A 15791-nucleotide genomic window follows, 5' to 3' on the forward strand; every position below is an offset into this window, starting at 1 on the left:
CTATAAAACACTTTCGCGCCAACCTCTTCCCCCCCCCCCCGGGGGGGCGGGGGGGGGGGGGGGGGGGGGGGGGGGGGGGGGCGGGGGGGGGGCGGGGGGGGGGGCCCGCCGCGGGCCCCGTGCGGGTGTGGGTCAGAGGTACTGACCGGTGTTGCTGGCGGTCTCTATCGACCGGCCGGCCTCCGCGCCCTTGCCGCCGGAGACGAGCGTGCGGATGTAGACGATCCGCTCGCCCTTCTTGCCGGAGATGCGGGCCCAGTCGTCGGGGTTGGTGGTGTTGGGCAGGTCCTCGTTCTCCCGGAACTCGTCGACGCAGGCGTCGAGGAGGTGCTGCAGGCGCAGGCCCTTGCGGCCGGAGGTGAGGAACTCCTTGATGGCCATCTTCTTGCCCCGGTCGACGATGTTCTGGATCATCGCGCCTGAGTTGAAGTCCTTGAAGTAGAGGACTTCCTTGTCGCCGTTGGCGTAGGTGACCTCGAGGAAGCGGTTCTCCTCGGTCTCCGAGTACATCCGCAGCACGACCGCGTCGATCATGGCCGCGACGGTGGCCTGGGGGTCGCCGCCGTGCTCGGCCAGGTCGTCCGGGTGCAAAGGCAGCCCGGAGAGGATGTACTTGGAGAAGATGTCCTTGGCCGCCTCGGCGTCCGGCCGCTCGATCTTGATCTTCACGTCGAGCCGGCCGGGGCGCAGGATCGCCGGGTCGATCATGTCTTCCCGGTTGGAAGCGCCGATGACGATGACGTTCTCCAGGCCCTCCACGCCGTCGATCTCGCTGAGCAGCTGCGGGACGATCGTGTTCTCCACGTCGGAGGAGACACCGGAGCCCCGGGTCCGGAACACCGAGTCCATCTCGTCGAAGAACACGATGACCGGGGTGCCCTCGCCGGCCTTCTCGCGGGCCCGCTGGAAGATCAGCCGGATGTGCCGCTCGGTCTCACCGACGTACTTGTTGAGCAGCTCCGGGCCCTTGATGTTGAGGAAGAAGCTGGTGTGCCGCTCCTTGCCCTCCCGCTCGGCGATCTTCTTCGCCAGCGAGTTGGCCACCGCCTTGGCGATCAGCGTCTTGCCGCAGCCAGGCGGGCCGTAGAGCAGGATGCCCTTCGGTGGGCGGAGCTGGTGCTCCCGGAACAGATCGGCGTGCAGGAAGGGCAGCTCCACCGCGTCGCGGATCTGCTCGATCTGGGCGTGGAGACCGCCGATGTCGGTGTAGTCGACGTCGGGCACCTCCTCCAGGACCAGCTCCTCGACCTCGCTCTTCGGGATCCGCTCGTAGGCGTACGCCGAGCGGGGCTCGATCATGAGCGAGTCGCCGGCCCGGATCGGCGAGCCGATCAGGGTCTCGGCGAGGTGCACGATCCGCTCCTCGTCGGAGTGCGAGACCACCAGCGCCCGGTCGCCCGGGCTGCCGTCGGGACCCGCGAGGATCTCCTTGAGCATGACCACCTCGCCGACCCGCTCGTAGCCGAACGCGTCGACGATGTTGAGCGCGTCGTTGAGCAGGACCTCCTGGCCGCGCCGCAGCTCGGCGACGTCCAGCGAGGGCGAGACGGCGACCCGGAGCTTGCGTCCGCCGGTGAACACGTCCACCGTGCCGTCGTCGTGCCGTGCGAGGAAGACGCCGTAGCCACTCGGTGGCTGCGCGAGGCGGTCGATCTCCTCCTTGAGCGTCACGATCTGCGCGCGGGCCTCCTTGAGGGTGCTCACGAGCCGGTCGTTGTTCTCGGTCAGCCGCGCCAACTGTGCCTGGGTGGCCGCCAGCCGCTCTTCGAGCTGCCGGACGTGTCGGGGGCTTTCGGTCAACTTGCGCCGCACCAGAGCGAGTTCCTCTTGAAGGAACGCGACCTGCGTGGAGAGATCGTGGGCCTCCTTCTCCCACCGTGCGGCGCGCGAGTCCGCGTCGTCGCTGCGTGCCACGTCCCACCTCCCCGGGGGGCTTGAACGTTCTGCCCTAACACTAGCCGCTATGAGGCCGATTCGGTCCCACGCAACGCGCTCGTCACCGAACCTTGATCGCCAAGGGTGGCCCCGAGGGCCGGTCCGGGCGTTCGGGTACCGTCGGGGCGTGGGACGGGAGAACATGGGGGGTGCGCCGTGGCGGAGGTCATGACCGACCAGCTGCAGGTCTGGGTGGACCAGGATCTCTGCACGGGCGACGGGCTCTGCGTGCAGTACGCGCCCGAGGTCTTCGAGTTCGACGTCGACGGGCTCGCCTACGTCAAGGGCCCCGACGGTGAACTGCGGCTCGCGCCGGGCAGCCGGGTCGACGTGCCCGAGCACCTGCGCCTCGAGGTGATCGACTCGGCGAAGGAGTGCCCGGGCGAGTGCATCCACGTCGTACGCGGCAGCGACGGCGTCGAGGTCGCTGGCCCGGAGGCCGAGGAGGACTGAGCGCCCCGCCCTCCCGCGCCGCTGGCGGCGGGAGGGCTGCCGGGCGTACGCCTCAGAGCATCGGGCGGCCGACCACCGAGGCGACCAGGCGGGCGAACTCCTCCAGCCGGGCGATCTGCCCGGCGCCCCCGTCGTCGAGGGTCTTGCCGAAACGCAGCGCGTCGTGCCGGGGCGCGCCCACCGCCTCGTCGCTGGGCGGCGCCTCGTCGAGCGAGGTCAGCAGCAGGTAGACGTCGATGCTGTCGACCCGGATCCCGCCGTTGTCGTCGCGGGTGAGCCGCCGCCGGCAGCCGACCTCGGTGACGGTGGAGACCGGCACCACGCGCAGCGAGGACGTCATCGACCCCGGCGGCCCCTCCCCCGGCGGCACGTCCTCACCGTGCCAGAGGACGAGCCGGCTGCCGTCGCAGACCACGACCTCCTGCCACACCCCGTTGACCTCGTTGACGAAGCGTTCCAGGGTGAAGCCGAGCACCGACGCCCCGCGCAGCACCCCGCCCAGCGCCTCCAGGGCGACGTCGGGGTCGCGCAGGTAGGCGCGGGCCGCCGATTCGAGGTCCTGGTAGGGCGACCAGTCCGGGAACACCGCCGGCAGGTCTCCGCCGCCGAAACCCGGCCGGTTCATGCCACCTCCCCGTAGCCGTGCCACCGGCCCGCACCGGCCGGCAGGTTCCGTCCGCTCACTCCCGGCCGCCCCGTTCCACGGTCACGGCTGCGTCGTGTCCCCGGCCGCTGCCGGCTCCGCCGCGGCGGCCCGCGCGGCTGCGGCCTGCCGGGCCGCCTCCGCCTCGCGCAGCGCCTGCCGGCGTTCGGCGTACGCCTCGGCGCCCTTGCTCGGCTTGCGGCGCCGCGGCGGCGCGGTGACACCCGGAGCGAGCTTACGCGCGGACACCAGGAACGCGGTGTGCGCGATCATGCGGTGGTCCGGGCGCACCGCCAGCCCTTCGGCGTGCCAGTCGCGCACCAGCGACTCCCAGGCGCGCGGCTCGGTCCAGCCGCCGCGCTCGCGCAGCGCCTCGACCAGCTCGGACAGCTGCGGGGTGGTGGCGACGTAACCGATGAACACGCCGCCGGGCACCAGGGCCCGCTCGACCATGTCGAGGGTCTCCCACGGGGTGAGCATGTCGAGGATGATCCGGTCGAAGCCCGTCTCGGTGCAGGTGGCGACGTCGCCGACGTGCAGGTGCCACGCCGGGTGCGGCCCGTTGAAGAACGCCTCGACGTTGCGCTTGGCGATCTGGGCGAAGTCGTCGCGCACCTCGAACGAGTGCAGCTCGCCCTCGGTGCCGACGGCGCGCAGCAGCGAGCAGGACAGCGCCCCGGAGCCGGCCCCGGCCTCCAGGACCTTCGCGCCCGGGAAGATGTCGCCCATGGCGACGATCTGGGCGGAGTCCTTCGGGTAGATCACCTGCGCGCCGCGCGGCATGGAGAGCACGTAGTCCGACAGCAGCGGGCGCAGGGCCAGGAACGCGGTGCCGCCGCCGGAGGTGGTGACCACGCTGCCGTCGGGCAGGCCGATCAGCGTGTCGTGCTCAAGGATGCCCCGGTGGGTGTGGAACGCCTTGCCCGGCTCCAGGGTGACCGTGTGCATCCGCCCCTTGGGGTCGGTCAGCTGCACCCGGTCGCCGGGCCGGAACGGCCCGCGGTGCACGGGGGGCAGCGCCCGGGTGTCGGCGGGCACCGGGGCGCCCTGGTCGGCCGGGGCGGCGGGGGGAGTTGCGGTCACGTGTTCATCTTCCGTTGAGGTTCGAGGAGCTGAGCCAGATCCGCGATGTGCAGGATGCCGACGACATCTTCGCCTGAGGTCACCACGTACTGCGCGCCCGGGTGGGTCTGTACCGCCTCCATCACCCGCTCCCCGTCGAGCCCGACGGGCATGGCGGGCAGGTCGGCCAGGGACCGGGCGACCGCGTCGACGGCCAGCCAGGGGCGGCGTTCCGCGGGAACGGCCTCCGCCGCGGTGGGGTCGACCAGGGCGACCGCCCGGCCGGCGGAGTCGGTGACCAGGAGCGCGGCGCCCGGCGTGGCGCCGGCGGCCCGGCGCTGCGCCTCGGCCAGCGGCGTGCCGGTGGGCACGGCGAGCACCGGCCGGGACAGCCGGGACAGGTCGATCAGCGGGAAGCGGCGGCTGATCCGCGCCATCCGGATCGACTGCCCGGCGCCGCGCCAGAGGGTGAACGCGACGAGCAGCATCAGCGGCAGCGCCAGCGGTGCCAGGTTGCCGGTGAGGGTGAACAGGATGACCAGCGCGGCGGTGCCGACGGCGACGGCGCGCCCCACCCACCCGGCGACCTCGGTGCCCCGGTGCCGGTCGTGGGTCACCGCCCAGACCGCCGCCCGCAGCGCCCGGCCGCCGTCGAGCGGCAGCCCCGGCAGGATGTTGAACAGCGCGACGATGACGTTGCTCACCGCCAGCTGGAACGCGAGCTGGTTGGCCAGGGTGCGGTCGGGCAGGGCGAGGGTGGCGGCGACGGCGACCGCGCCGAGCACGGCGGAGACGGCGGGACCGGCGAGCGACACCAGCAGGTCGACGCGGGGAGACGGGGCGTCGCGGTCCATCTCGGTGTAGCCGCCGAGCAGCTCCAGGGTGATGCCGCGCACACCAATGCCGTACCGGCGGGCGGTCAGGGCGTGGCCGAGCTCGTGCAGGAGCACCGAGCCGAGCAGGGAGACCACGAAGCCGAAGCCGATCAGGTAGCCGGCGAGCTGGGACAGGTCGAGCTGGCGGCGGGCGAACTCCGCGTACAGCACGGTCACCAGCAGGGTGAGCAGCACCATCGAGCCGTTGAGGTGCAGCGGCACCCCGAAGACCCGGCCCACGGTCAGGCCGGGCCGCGAGTCGGGCCGGCGCCGCGGTTGCCTCGTCTGCTCCATCGGACCGATGCTACGCGGCGGGAGATCATGCACCGGAGCGGCGACGGCGGAGGTGTCACACCGGTGCCCTAACCTTCCGGGCATGACGGCGGAACCGGTGACCACGCAGCAGCCCGCGACTCCGGCCGAGGTGCCGGCGACGGTGCGGGCCTCGCTGTCGCCGTCACGGGCGGCGGATTTCAAGACCTGCCCGCTGCTCTACCGGTTCCGCAGCATCGACCGGCTGCCGGAGCGGCCGACCGTCGAGCAGGCCCGGGGCACGCTCGTGCACGCCGTGCTGGAGCGGCTGTTCGACCTGCCCGCCGGCGGGCGCACCCCGACGGCGGCCGGCGACCTGGTGGCCCCGCAGTGGGACCGGTTGGTCACCGAGCAGCCGGAGCTGGCGGGGCTGTTCGCCGACGGCGACACCCCGGCCGCGGCCGAGTTCCTCCGCTCGGCCGCCGCGCTGCTGGAGGGCTACTTCGCGGTGGAGGACCCGCGCCGGCTGGAGCCGGCCGAGCGGGAGAGCCTGATCTCGGCGGTGGTCGACGAGGAGCTGCTGATCCGGGGCTATCTCGACCGGCTCGACGTGGCGCCGGACGGCGCGCTGCGGGTGGTCGACTACAAGACCGGCGGCGCGCCACGGGAGGCGTTCGAGGCGCGGGCGCTGTTCCAGCTCAAGTTCTACGCGCTGGTGCTGTGGCGCACCCGGGGCGTGGTCCCCCGGGTGCTGCGGCTGCTCTACCTCAAGGACGCGGAGGTCTGCGACTACGCCCCGGACGCCGAGGAGCTGCTCCGCTTCGAGCGCACGGTGGTGGCCCTGTGGCGGGCGATCGAGCAGGCGACCGAACGTCAGGACTTCCGTCCCCGGCCGAGCCGGCTCTGCGACTGGTGCAGCCATCAGGCCCTCTGCCCGAGCTTCGGCGGCACCCCGCCGCCGTTCCCGGCGCAGGTGGCGACGGATCCGCTGCGCGACGCCCGGTCCCGCCCGGCGGCCCCCGGCGCCGACGAGTGACGCCGCCGCGCGCGACTGGGTCCCACGTCGTCAACGGGATGCCCACGGTCGACCGGTGGCGCAGCGACCGCACGGACCGGTGAGCGACCGGGTGCGCGGGCCGGCGAACCACCGGGCGCGGCCCGGGGAGCCGGCGGGCGCAAGCGACGGTGAGGCGCCCGGGTGCCCGAACCGGGGAGCCGGCGGGCGGGCCCCTGGCGCGGTGGAGGCAGTCTCCTCCTCAGGGATGAGGCCGGGCTCACCGTCGGCGACGATCAATCCGGCGTGGCGGCGGCTAGCGTCGCGGTATGACTTCGGGCCCGAAGGCGTGGCTGCGCCGGCACCCGCTCGCCGCGGACGCTCTCCTCGCCGTCGGGCTCGTCGGGGCGGAGATCGTGTTCACCTTCCTCACCCCCCGCGACTACTGGCCGCCGCACCTGATGGCGGCGCTGGCCTGGAGCCCGGTCTGCGCCGCGCCGGTGGCGCTGCGCCGGGTCGCGCCGTGGCCCGCCGTCGCCGCGGCGGTGGCGACGCTGGCGCTGCCCGTCCTGCTCGACCTGGCGCCGGCCGCGCAGGGCCTGACCTTCCTGGTGCTCACCTACACGGTGGCCGCCACCCGGCCGCTCCGGACGGCGGTCGCGGCGGCCCTGGCGCTCTGGCTGCCAGCCGCGGTGGTGAACGCAGTCGCACCCCCGGACGGGATGATGGAGGGCGTCAGCTTTGCGTACCTGGTGGTGAACAGCCTGCTGACGGGGGCGGTGTCGTACTCGGTGGGCCGGGCCGTGCACGGGCGCCGGGCCGCCACGGAGGCGCTGCGGGAGCGGGCCCGGGCCGCCGAGGAGAACCAGCGTTCACTCGCCGAGCAGGCGGTCGCCGACGAGCGCCGCCGCATCGCCCGGGAGCTGCACGACGTCGTCGCGCACCACGTCAGCGTGATGGGGGTGCTGGCCACCGGCGCCCGCCGGGTGCTGCCGAAGGACCCGGACTCGGCCGACGAGGCGATCGCCACCATCGAGGCGACCAGCCGGGCCACCCTGCGGGAGCTGCGCCGGCTGCTGGACGTGCTGCGTACCGACGCCGAGCCGGCCGCCGACCTGGCCCCGCAGCCGGGACTCGCCGGCATCGAGGCCCTGGTCGACCAGGTGCGCGAGGCCGGCCTGCCGGTGACGCTGCGGGTCGAGGGCACCCCGGGGGCGCTGGAGGAGGGGGTGGCGCTGACCCTCTACCGCATCGCCCAGGAGGCGCTGACCAACGCGCTCAAGCACGCCGGCACGGCCACGGCGGAGGTGCGGCTGACCTTCGACGAGGGCGCGGTCGGCGTCGAGGTGGCCGACACCGGGCGCGGCCCGGGGCCGGGTGGCGACCGGATCGGGCACGGCCTGGTCGGGATGCGGGAACGGGTCGCCCTCTACGGTGGGGTCCTGCGCACCGGGGCACGCCCCGGCGGCGGCTTCCGGGTTTCCGCGCGGATCCCGGTGGACGGCCGTGGCGCGGTGGCGGCATGACCGACTCGGGGGCGTACGGGAGAATCGCGGCCGGGCCGCGGGACGGGGGGACGGCGTGACCGGGGATCAGGGACGGGGGATCAGGTGACCGAGGCGACGGTGCCGGCGCGGCCGGTGCGCATCCTGCTCGCCGACGACCAGCCGTTGCTGCGTACCGGCTTCCGGATGGTGCTCGGCACGGAGGACGACCTGGACATCGTGGCCGAGGCCGGGGACGGCGTCGAGGCGGTGGACCTGTCGCGCCGGCTGCTGCCCGACGTGGTGCTGATGGACATCCGGATGCCGCGGATGGACGGGGTCGCGGCGACCCGGGCGATCGTCGACGCCCGGCTGCCGGTGCGGGTGCTGATCCTGACCACCTTCGACCTGGACGAGTACGTGGTCGGGGCGCTGCGGGCCGGGGCGAGCGGCTTCCTGGCCAAGGACGTGCCGGCGGAGGACCTGGTCACCGCGATCCGCACGGTGGCGGCCGGGGACGCGGTGGTGGCGCCCCGCATCCTCAAGCGGCTGCTGGACCGGTTCGCCGACATGCTGCCGGACCCGGCGGCGGCCCCACCCAAGGGCCTCGGCGCGCTGACGGAGCGGGAACGCGAGGTGCTGGTGCAGGTGGCCCGGGGGCTGTCCAACGCCGAGATCGCCCGGGCCCTGTCGGTCAGCGAGACCACCATCAAGACCCACGTGGGGCACGTGCTCACCAAGCTGGGGCTGCGCGACCGGGTGCAGGCCGTGGTGCTGGCGTACGAGTCGGGTCTGGTCCGCCCCCGGCCGTAGCAACGCGCGCCCTGGCTGTTTCCGCAGGCGTACCCGAAGATTCCCCGCTGCCGGCAGGCGCCGTTGCCGTCGTCACCTACCGTGACCGGAGGTGGCGCGGCGCGGTTGACCCTGACGTGGCGTCACTGTGCAGGATCGGTCCCCGACGGGCGGGAAACGCGCTCGACCGGGCGCCGGGTCAGGGGCAACCCTGAGCCAGGGTCGGGGGCACCCGCACCGCGAAATAGGCACCGGCTCCGCCCGGAGTCGGACGGATCGGCGCCGACGAGCACCGATGATGAAACTGCCGCGCCGGACCAGCGGGGGCGGCGCGGATCAAAATCAGACGGAAGAGGTAGATGACGTGACCGCGACGGTAGGCCAGCAGGCGCAGGCCGCGGCCAGGGCGAACGACGTGTGGAAGGTGTACGGCAGCGGCGAGGCGCAGGTCATCGCGCTGCGGGGGGTCAGCGCGGAATTCGAGCGGGGCCGGTTCACGGCGATCATGGGCCCGTCGGGCTCGGGCAAGTCGACGCTGATGCACTGCCTCGCCGGCCTCGACTCGGTCACCCGCGGCACCGTGTCGATCGGCGACACCACCGTCACCGGCCTGGGCGACGCGGGCCTGACCAAGCTGCGCCGGGACAAGGTCGGCTTCATCTTCCAGCAGTTCAACCTGCTGCCGACCCTGACGGCGAAGGAGAACATCCTGCTGCCGCTGTCGATCGCCGGGCGCAAGCCGGACCCGGCCTGGTACGACACGGTCATCGCCACGGTGGGGCTGCAGGACCGGCTGGGCCACCGCCCGGCGCAGCTCTCCGGTGGGCAGCAGCAGCGCGTGGCCTGCGCCCGCGCACTGGTCTCCCGCCCCGAGGTGATCTTCGCCGACGAGCCGACGGGCAACCTCGACTCCCGCTCCGGCGCGGAGGTGCTCAACTTCCTGCGCAACTCCGTGCGCGAGCACGGGCAGACGATCGTCATGGTCACCCACGACCCGACCGCCGCCGCGTACGCCGACCGGGTGGTCTTCCTCGCCGACGGGCAGATCGTCTCCGAACTGATCGAGCCGACCGCCGACACCGTGCTCGACACGATGAAGAAGCTGGATACCCCCACCGAGGTGGCCCGCTGATGTTCCGGGCGACTCTGAAGAGCCTGCTGGCCCGCAAGGTACGGCTGATCCTCTCCGGCCTGGCCGTGGTGCTGGGCGTCATGTTCGTCTCCGGCGCGTTCGTGCTCACCGACACGCTCGGCCGCTCGTTCGACGCGATCTTCGCCGACGCGTACGAGGGGGTGGACGTCAACGTCGCCGCCAAGCCGAAGATTGACGTCGCCGAGGCCGAGGGCATGCAGGCGGCCCAGCCGTTGCCGGCGGCCACCCTGGACAAGGTCCGGGCGGTGCCCGGCGTGGCCGAGGCGACCGGCGTGGTCGGCGTCGACGGGGCACGGCTGATCGGCAGCAACGGCAAGGTGGTCACGTCGTTCGGCCCGCCGCAGCTGGGCGAGAACTGGACCGGCGAGAACGACCTGGTGCAACTGCGCGAGGGACGGCCGCCGCAGGCCGACGACGAGATCGTGGTCAACAAGGCGCTGGCCACCGCCGGCAAGGTGAAGGTCGGTGACCGGGTCGGCGTGCTGACCCTCCAGCCGAAGCAGGAGTTCACCATCGTCGGTGTCTTCGGCTACAGCGGCGGCCGGGACTCCATCGGCGGCGCCAACGAGATCATGTTCACCACGCCCGTCGCGCAACGGCTGATGCTCGGCGCACCGGACACCTTCAGCAGCATCACGGTCACCGCCGCCGGCGGGACGTCCGACGAGGCGCTGCGCGACGCCGTGGCCGCCGCGGTGGGCGCCGACTACGAGGTCAAGACCGGCGAGCAGCTCTCCGAGGAGGCGGCGGCCAGCATGAAGGAGGCCCTGTCCTTCTTCAACCGGATCCTGCTCGGCTTCGCCGCGGTGGCGCTGCTGGTCGGCACCTTCCTGATCCTCAACACCTTCTCGATCATCGTGGCGCAGCGCACCCGCGAGCTGGCGCTGATGCGCGCCATCGGGGCCAGCGGCCGGCAGATCATCGGGTCGGTGGTCCTGGAGGCCGTCGCGGTGGGGCTGATCGCCTCGGTGCTCGGCCTCGGCGCCGGCATCGGCATCGGCGCGCTGCTGGCGTACCTGTTCAGCACCTTCGCCGGCGGGCTGACCCTGGCCGGGGTCGGCGTGCCGCTGTCCGCGGTGATCGGCGCGTTCGCCGTCGGCCTGGTGATCACCGTGGTCGCCGCGCTGCTGCCGGCCCTGCGGGCGTCCCGGATCCCGCCGATCGCGGCGATGCAGGACGTGGCCAACCCGGACCGCCCGCTGACCAAGGTCACCGTGGCCGGCGGAATCGTCACCGCCGTCGGCGCCGGGCTGCTGACCCTGGGACTCACCGGCAACGCCGGGGGCAACACCCTGGCCACCATCCTCGGCGGCGTGCTGTTCGCCTTCATCGGCGTGGCACTGCTGACCCCGCTGATCAGCCGCCCGGTGGTGAGCCTGCTCGGCGCCATCTTCGCCTGGTCGGTGCCGGGCAAGCTGGGCCGGCTCAACTCCGGCCGCAACCCGCGCCGCACCGCCATCACCGCCGCGGCGCTGATGGTGGGCATCGCCCTGGTCACCGGGGTGACCGTGATCCTGGACTCGGCAAAGAGCAGCATCAGCGCGCTCACCCAGGACACGCTCAAGGCGGAGCTGGTGATCTCCGGGGCACAGAGCGGCCCCCGGCCGCCGAGCTTCGACTCGGGGGTGCTGGAGAAGGCCACGGCGATCCCCGGGGTGCGCCTGGCCGACGGCGAGTACGGCGACATGGCGGTGGTCGGCGGCAAACGCACCTGGGTGGGGGCGAGCAGCGACGTCGCCGCGCTGCGGCAGATCTTCGGCGCCGAGGCCACCGCCGGGAACATCGACCGGCTCGCGCCGGACGAGATGCTGGTCAGCTCGGACACCGCCAAGTCGCGGGGGCTCTCCGTCGGGTCGCAGGTGCCGGTGCAGCTGGCCCGGGGCGAGGCGCGGACCTACACGGTGACCGGCATCTACGCCAGCTCCGAGCTGACCAACCAGGTGGTGCTGCCGCCGCAGGCGGCGCGCGACTTCGCCATCCCGCAGCCGATCCAGGGCTTCATCCAGCTGGCCCCGGGCACCCGGGTCGCCGACGTGCAGCCGCAGATCGAGGCGCTGCTGGCCGACTCCCCCGAGGTGTCGGTGGCCGACCGGGAGGCGTTCATCGACCAGCAGGCCGGCCAGCTCGACGGCCTGCTCACGATGATCCAGATCCTGCTGGCGCTGGCCATCGTGATCGCCGTGCTCGGCATCATCAACACCCTGGCGCTGTCGGTGCTGGAACGCACCCGGGAGCTGGGGCTGCTGCGGGCCATCGGCCTGCGCCGGGCGCAGACCATGCGGATGGTCACCGTCGAGGCGGTGGTGATCTCGGTCTTCGGCGCGCTGCTCGGCGTCGCCGTCGGCACCGGTCTCGGCGCGGCCGTGGTCGAGGCGCTGCGGGACGAGGGGATCACGGATCTGGTCCTGCCCTGGTCCCAGATGGGGGTCTTCCTCGGCCTGGCCGCGATCATCGGGGTCATCGCCGCGGTGCTGCCCGCGGTCCGGGCCGCCCGGATCAACGTCCTGGGCGCCATCGCCCACGACTGACCCACCAGGCACGACGAGGGGCCCCGCCGGTCGGCGGGGCCCCTCGTCGCGTCAGACGCCGGCCGGCGGCGCGCCGAGCAGGGCCGCCAGCAGCTCCAGGTCCGCGCCGGTCAGGCTCTCCAACTGGTGTACGCCGTCCAGCGGCCCGATCGGCACCTCCGCCGGCACGGCCAGCACCGCCGCGCCGGCGGCGAGCGCGCTGGCCACCCCGGTCGGCGAGTCCTCGATCGCCACGCAGCGGGCGATCGGCACGTCGAGCAGTCGGGCGGCGGTCAGGTACGGCTCCGGGTGCGGCTTGGCCGCGTCGACCTCGTCGCCGCAGACCACCGCGTCGAAGCTGTCCCGCCCGAGGGTGTCCAGCGCGACCTCCACCAGGGGCCGGACGCTGGAGGTCACCAGCGCCGTCGGGATGTCCGCCGCGCGGACCGCCCGCAGCAGCGTCAGCGCGCCGGGACGCCAGCGCAGCCCGGTGCGGAACAGCTCCAGGATCCGGGCGTTGATCCACGCCGCGCTGACGTCGGGGTCGCGGTGCGGCTGGCCCAGGTCGTCGTGCAGGATGCGCATCGACGCCGCCATGCTGGTGCCGACCATCGCCTTGCGGGCCGCCTCGGAGAGGGTGGCGCCGTACTCGGCCGCCAGCTCGCGCAGCGCGACGTCCCACAGCTTCTCGCTGTCGACCAGGGTGCCGTCCATGTCGAAGAGCACGGCGGCGGGGTGGTGACTGCTCAGGACATCCTCCCTCGGGTGGCGTACCCCCGGGATCCTCTCAGCCGGGACGCCGGCGGCGCGCCCAGGTGCCGCCGGCGTGACCTGGCCGACGGGTTGCGGGCGGCGGCGAGACCGGGCGACGCCGGTCGCCGTCGCCCCGGTGCCGGGCGAACTTCGGGTCCGGCTCAGCCGAGGCCGCAGGCGCCCAGAGACTGCTCGTAGCCGCGGAAGAAGGACTCGGTGCGCTGCTCGGCGGTGCCGTGCGAGCCCTCGGCGAACCACGGCTGACCGGGGTCGTCGCCGACGGCGAGCAGCCCCTCGCGGAACTCCTCCAGGTCGCCGTCGTCGAGTTCCAGCATTCCCGAGCGCACCGAGTCGCCCAGATACGCCCCAGCCATGCAGTCGGCCTGGAGTTCCTGCTCGATGGTGAAGCGGTACTGGATGCCGAGCCGGGTCTGGACGCCGTGGGCGTACTCGTGGCCAAGCAGGTAGAACACGAACGCGTCACCGACCTGGCGGAACGCCCCGACCGACCAGTTCACGTCGTAGGCGATGAAGTCGCCGGCCGAGCAGTAGACCGCGTTGTTGCGTGGCAGGCCCTGCCCGCCGCAGGACACCTCGCCGTCGCGCTGGTACGGCACGACCCGCCGGATCGGGCGAAACCGCTCCCCCGAGGCGCGGAACCGGTCGGCCCAGTACCGCTCGGCGATGCGCCGCGCGTCCGTGACGTCCCGCTGGAACTCCTCGACGCTGGTGGTGCCGTCGGCGCGGGTCTGCACGGCGCCGGGCGAGGCCGCGCCGCCGGGCTCCTGCCCCGCGGGTTCGGACGTCCCGCCGACCACGCACCCGGCCGCCACGACGAGAGCCACCGCGAGGCCGACGAGCGCACTCGGCGGCCGGCGTCCCACGCGCGTCGTCACTGTCCCTCCCCGGCGTCGGCGATGCCGTGCGCAGTACCCCGGCGGCCCGCGGGTCATGCCCGGCCGCGGCCGACGACGCCGGTCGGGGCGGCAGCGGTGCGCGGGTCCGGCTCCCCGGCGCGCGGCGCTTGAGCCCCACCGCCCGGGTCGGGTGATCAGGGGCTGGCGGCGAGGAACACGAACGCGGCGAGCAGCACCAGGTGCACGCCGCCCTGGAGCACGGTGGCCCGCCCCGGCACCACGGTCAGCACGCCCGTGACGACGGTGAGGGCGAGCAGGGTCAGCTGGGTGCCGCCGAGGCCGAGCAGGAGCGGCCCCTCCAGCCAGATCGAGGCCAGCGCTATCGCCGGGATGGTCAGCCCGATGCTGGCCATGGCCGAGCCCAGCGCCAGGTTCAGGCTGATCTGCACCCGGTCGCGGCGGGCCGCCCGGGCGGCGGCGATCGTCTCGGGCAGCAGCACCAGCAGCGCGATGACCACGCCGACGAAGGACTGCGGCAGGTTCGCCCCGGCGACGGCGGACTCGATCGCCGGGGACACCGTCTTGGCGTCACCGACCACGGCGACCAGCGCCACCAGCAGCAGTCCGAGGCTGAGCAGGGCGGCCCGGTTCGACGGCGGCGTGGCGTGCCCGTCGGCATCCACCACCCGCCCCTCGGTGGTGACCGGCAGGAAGTAGTCGCGGTGGCGGCCGGTCTGCACCATCACGAACAGGCCGTAGAGCGCGAGGGACGCCACGGCGGCGAAGGCCAGCTGCGCAGGGCTGAACTGCGGGCCCGGCCGGCTGGTGGTGAAGGTCGGCACCACGAGGCTCAGGGCGGCGAGGGTGGTCACGGTGGCCAGCGCGCCACCGGTGCCCTCGGAGTTGAACACCGCCACTTTGCGGCGCAGCGCGCCGATCAGCAGCGACAACCCGAGGATGCCGTTGCACGTGATCATGACGGCGGCGAAGACGGTGTCCCGCGCGAGGGACTGCGTCTTCTCGCCGCCGCTGATCATGAGGGTGACGATCAGCGCGACCTCGATGACGGTGACGGCCACGGCGAGGAGCAGCGAGCCGTACGGTTCCCCCACCCGGTGCGCGACCACCTCGGCGTGGTGGACGGCTGCCAGCACCGCTCCGGCCAGGAACGCGGCCACCACGACGACGACAGGACCGGGTAGGTCGCGTCCCCAGGTGAGGATCAACGCCACGACCGCGAGCAGCGGTACGGAGACGGTCCAGTCGGTCAGGCGTGAGCGGAGCAGTGCGGCCATTCCCCAACCCTGCCAGGAATCACGATCATGTGACCACCGACTGGTGGTACGCAGTGGCGGTCGGCTCACCGTCGCGCCGTCCAGGTGCGCCGCCAGCCCGAGCCGTCAGCCGTAGGTGGGCTGCTGCGGCCAGCCGGGCGGCGAGTCCTCCCAGTCCTCCTGGCGGCCGTACGGGGTGAGGTCGAGGATGCTGTTGACGAAGACGAGCCGGTCGACGCCGCGCGCCGTCGTGTTGTACGTCCGGTAGACGTCCGCGCCGTCACGCAGGAAGACGCTGAGCATGAAGCCGCGCCCCGCCCCGCAGTCCGCGGCGAACGACGTGCCGTGCGACGACACGAACGGCAGGGTCCAGCCGCGACGCGCCTTGTACGCCTCGATCTGCGCCAGCGGCATGTCCGACACGGTCGCCCAGCTGATGCCCCGCTCCGCCAGCCGCGCCAGCCCGGTCACGGGGACGCTGTCGGTGAACCAGGTGCAGCCGGGGCAGTGGTGGTCGGGGCCGTTGTCCATGAACTGGTAGACCACGAGCTGGCCCCGGCCCTCGAACAGGTCGAGCAGGGTGGCCGGGCCGGTGGGCGTGTCGAAGCGGTAGCCGCTGTCGAACCTGACCATCGGGAGGCGGCGACGCCGGGCGGCGAGCGCGTCCTGCGCGCGGGTCAGCTCCTTCTCGGCCTTCAGCAGGTCGTCACGGGCCTGCTGCCACTCGTCGGCCGACACTGTCCGGGGCTTCTCCATG

Annotated in this window: 14 protein-coding genes; 6 read left to right on the plus strand and 8 right to left on the minus strand. The window is 73.3% G+C overall.

Annotated elements, in window-relative coordinates:
- Nucleotides 1-132 precede the first annotated feature (132 nt).
- A complete protein-coding gene (gene arc / locus ABZ793_RS14500) occupies nucleotides 133-1914 on the minus strand; it encodes a proteasome ATPase (protein ID WP_350685640.1) in 1782 nt (593 codons plus the stop codon).
- 177 nt (nucleotides 1915-2091) lie between these two features.
- On the opposite strand from arc, the gene ABZ793_RS14505 reads away from it, so the two are divergent.
- Nucleotides 2092-2388, plus strand: coding sequence for a ferredoxin (locus ABZ793_RS14505; RefSeq protein WP_350685639.1), 297 nt, complete (start codon nucleotides 2092-2094; stop codon nucleotides 2386-2388).
- Between the two features lie 52 nt (nucleotides 2389-2440).
- On the opposite strand, the gene ABZ793_RS14510 is transcribed toward ABZ793_RS14505, so the two are convergent.
- The 3 genes from ABZ793_RS14510 to ABZ793_RS14520 all read right to left on the minus strand — a co-directional run bounded on the left by ABZ793_RS14510 (nucleotide 2441) and on the right by ABZ793_RS14520 (nucleotide 5262).
- Nucleotides 2441-3013, minus strand: a complete 573-nt coding sequence (locus tag ABZ793_RS14510) for a hypothetical protein (protein WP_350704280.1) — start codon at nucleotides 3011-3013, stop codon at nucleotides 2441-2443.
- Between the two features lie 81 nt (nucleotides 3014-3094).
- Nucleotides 3095-4069, minus strand: a complete 975-nt coding sequence (locus tag ABZ793_RS14515) for a tRNA (adenine-N1)-methyltransferase (protein ID WP_350704631.1) — start codon at nucleotides 4067-4069, stop codon at nucleotides 3095-3097.
- 41 nt (nucleotides 4070-4110) lie between these two features.
- Nucleotides 4111-5262, minus strand: coding sequence for a M50 family metallopeptidase (locus ABZ793_RS14520; protein ID WP_357456914.1), 1152 nt, complete (start codon nucleotides 5260-5262; stop codon nucleotides 4111-4113).
- An 82-nt stretch (nucleotides 5263-5344) separates the two neighbouring features.
- On the opposite strand from ABZ793_RS14520, the gene ABZ793_RS14525 reads away from it, so the two are divergent.
- The 5 genes from ABZ793_RS14525 to ABZ793_RS14545 all read left to right on the plus strand — a co-directional run bounded on the left by ABZ793_RS14525 (nucleotide 5345) and on the right by ABZ793_RS14545 (nucleotide 12171).
- Nucleotides 5345-6256 (plus strand): PD-(D/E)XK nuclease family protein, encoded by a 912-nt coding sequence (locus ABZ793_RS14525; protein WP_357456916.1) that lies wholly within the window; start codon nucleotides 5345-5347, stop codon nucleotides 6254-6256.
- A gap of 287 nt (nucleotides 6257-6543) precedes the next feature.
- Entirely contained in the window at nucleotides 6544-7740 is a 1197-nt protein-coding gene (locus ABZ793_RS14530; RefSeq protein WP_357456918.1) for a sensor histidine kinase, read from the plus strand.
- Nucleotides 7741-7824: 84 nt separating this feature from the next.
- A complete protein-coding gene (locus ABZ793_RS14535; protein WP_357456920.1) occupies nucleotides 7825-8511 on the plus strand; it encodes a response regulator transcription factor in 687 nt (228 codons plus the stop codon).
- Between the two features lie 343 nt (nucleotides 8512-8854).
- Nucleotides 8855-9622: an ABC transporter ATP-binding protein gene (locus tag ABZ793_RS14540; RefSeq protein ID WP_350704290.1), complete on the plus strand. Its 768-nt coding sequence runs from the start codon at nucleotides 8855-8857 to the stop codon at nucleotides 9620-9622.
- Nucleotides 9622-12171 (plus strand): ABC transporter permease, encoded by a 2550-nt coding sequence (locus tag ABZ793_RS14545; protein ID WP_357456922.1) that lies wholly within the window; start codon nucleotides 9622-9624, stop codon nucleotides 12169-12171. Before ABZ793_RS14540 ends, ABZ793_RS14545 begins: the two co-directional genes overlap by 1 nt.
- A 51-nt stretch (nucleotides 12172-12222) precedes the next feature.
- On the opposite strand, the gene ABZ793_RS14550 is transcribed toward ABZ793_RS14545, so the two are convergent.
- The 4 genes from ABZ793_RS14550 to ABZ793_RS14565 form a co-directional block, all read right to left on the minus strand.
- Entirely contained in the window at nucleotides 12223-12876 is a 654-nt protein-coding gene (locus ABZ793_RS14550) for an HAD family phosphatase (RefSeq protein ID WP_357456924.1), read from the minus strand.
- 188 nt (nucleotides 12877-13064) lie between these two features.
- Entirely contained in the window at nucleotides 13065-13799 is a 735-nt protein-coding gene (locus ABZ793_RS14555; protein ID WP_357456926.1) for a neutral zinc metallopeptidase, read from the minus strand.
- Between the two features lie 155 nt (nucleotides 13800-13954).
- Nucleotides 13955-15055: an ionic transporter y4hA gene (locus ABZ793_RS14560; RefSeq protein ID WP_357456928.1), complete on the minus strand. Its 1101-nt coding sequence runs from the start codon at nucleotides 15053-15055 to the stop codon at nucleotides 13955-13957.
- Nucleotides 15056-15160: 105 nt separating this feature from the next.
- Entirely contained in the window at nucleotides 15161-15790 is a 630-nt protein-coding gene (locus tag ABZ793_RS14565) for a DUF899 family protein (RefSeq protein ID WP_357456930.1), read from the minus strand.
- Nucleotide 15791 lies beyond the last annotated feature (1 nt).

This window comes from Micromonospora sp. NPDC047465, assembly GCF_040643125.1.
In the GTDB taxonomy this organism is placed as follows: Bacteria; Actinomycetota; Actinomycetes; order Mycobacteriales; family Micromonosporaceae; genus Micromonospora.

Bases quoted from the DNA above. Each gene is read 5' to 3' on its own strand.
- ABZ793_RS14530 (WP_357456918.1), top strand. From the start codon at position 6,544: ATGACTTCGGGCCCGAAGGCGTGGCTGCGCCGGCACCCGCTCGCCGCG.
- ABZ793_RS14545 (WP_357456922.1), top strand. From the start codon at position 9,622: ATGTTCCGGGCGACTCTGAAGAGCCTGCTGGCCCGCAAGGTACGGCTG.
- ABZ793_RS14525 (WP_357456916.1), top strand. From the start codon at position 5,345: ATGACGGCGGAACCGGTGACCACGCAGCAGCCCGCGACTCCGGCCGAG.
- ABZ793_RS14520 (WP_357456914.1), bottom strand. From the start codon at position 5,262: ATGGAGCAGACGAGGCAACCGCGGCGCCGGCCCGACTCGCGGCCCGGC.
- ABZ793_RS14565 (WP_357456930.1), bottom strand. From the start codon at position 15,790: ATGGAGAAGCCCCGGACAGTGTCGGCCGACGAGTGGCAGCAGGCCCGT.
- ABZ793_RS14560 (WP_357456928.1), bottom strand. From the start codon at position 15,055: ATGGCCGCACTGCTCCGCTCACGCCTGACCGACTGGACCGTCTCCGTA.
- ABZ793_RS14510 (WP_350704280.1), bottom strand. From the start codon at position 3,013: ATGAACCGGCCGGGTTTCGGCGGCGGAGACCTGCCGGCGGTGTTCCCG.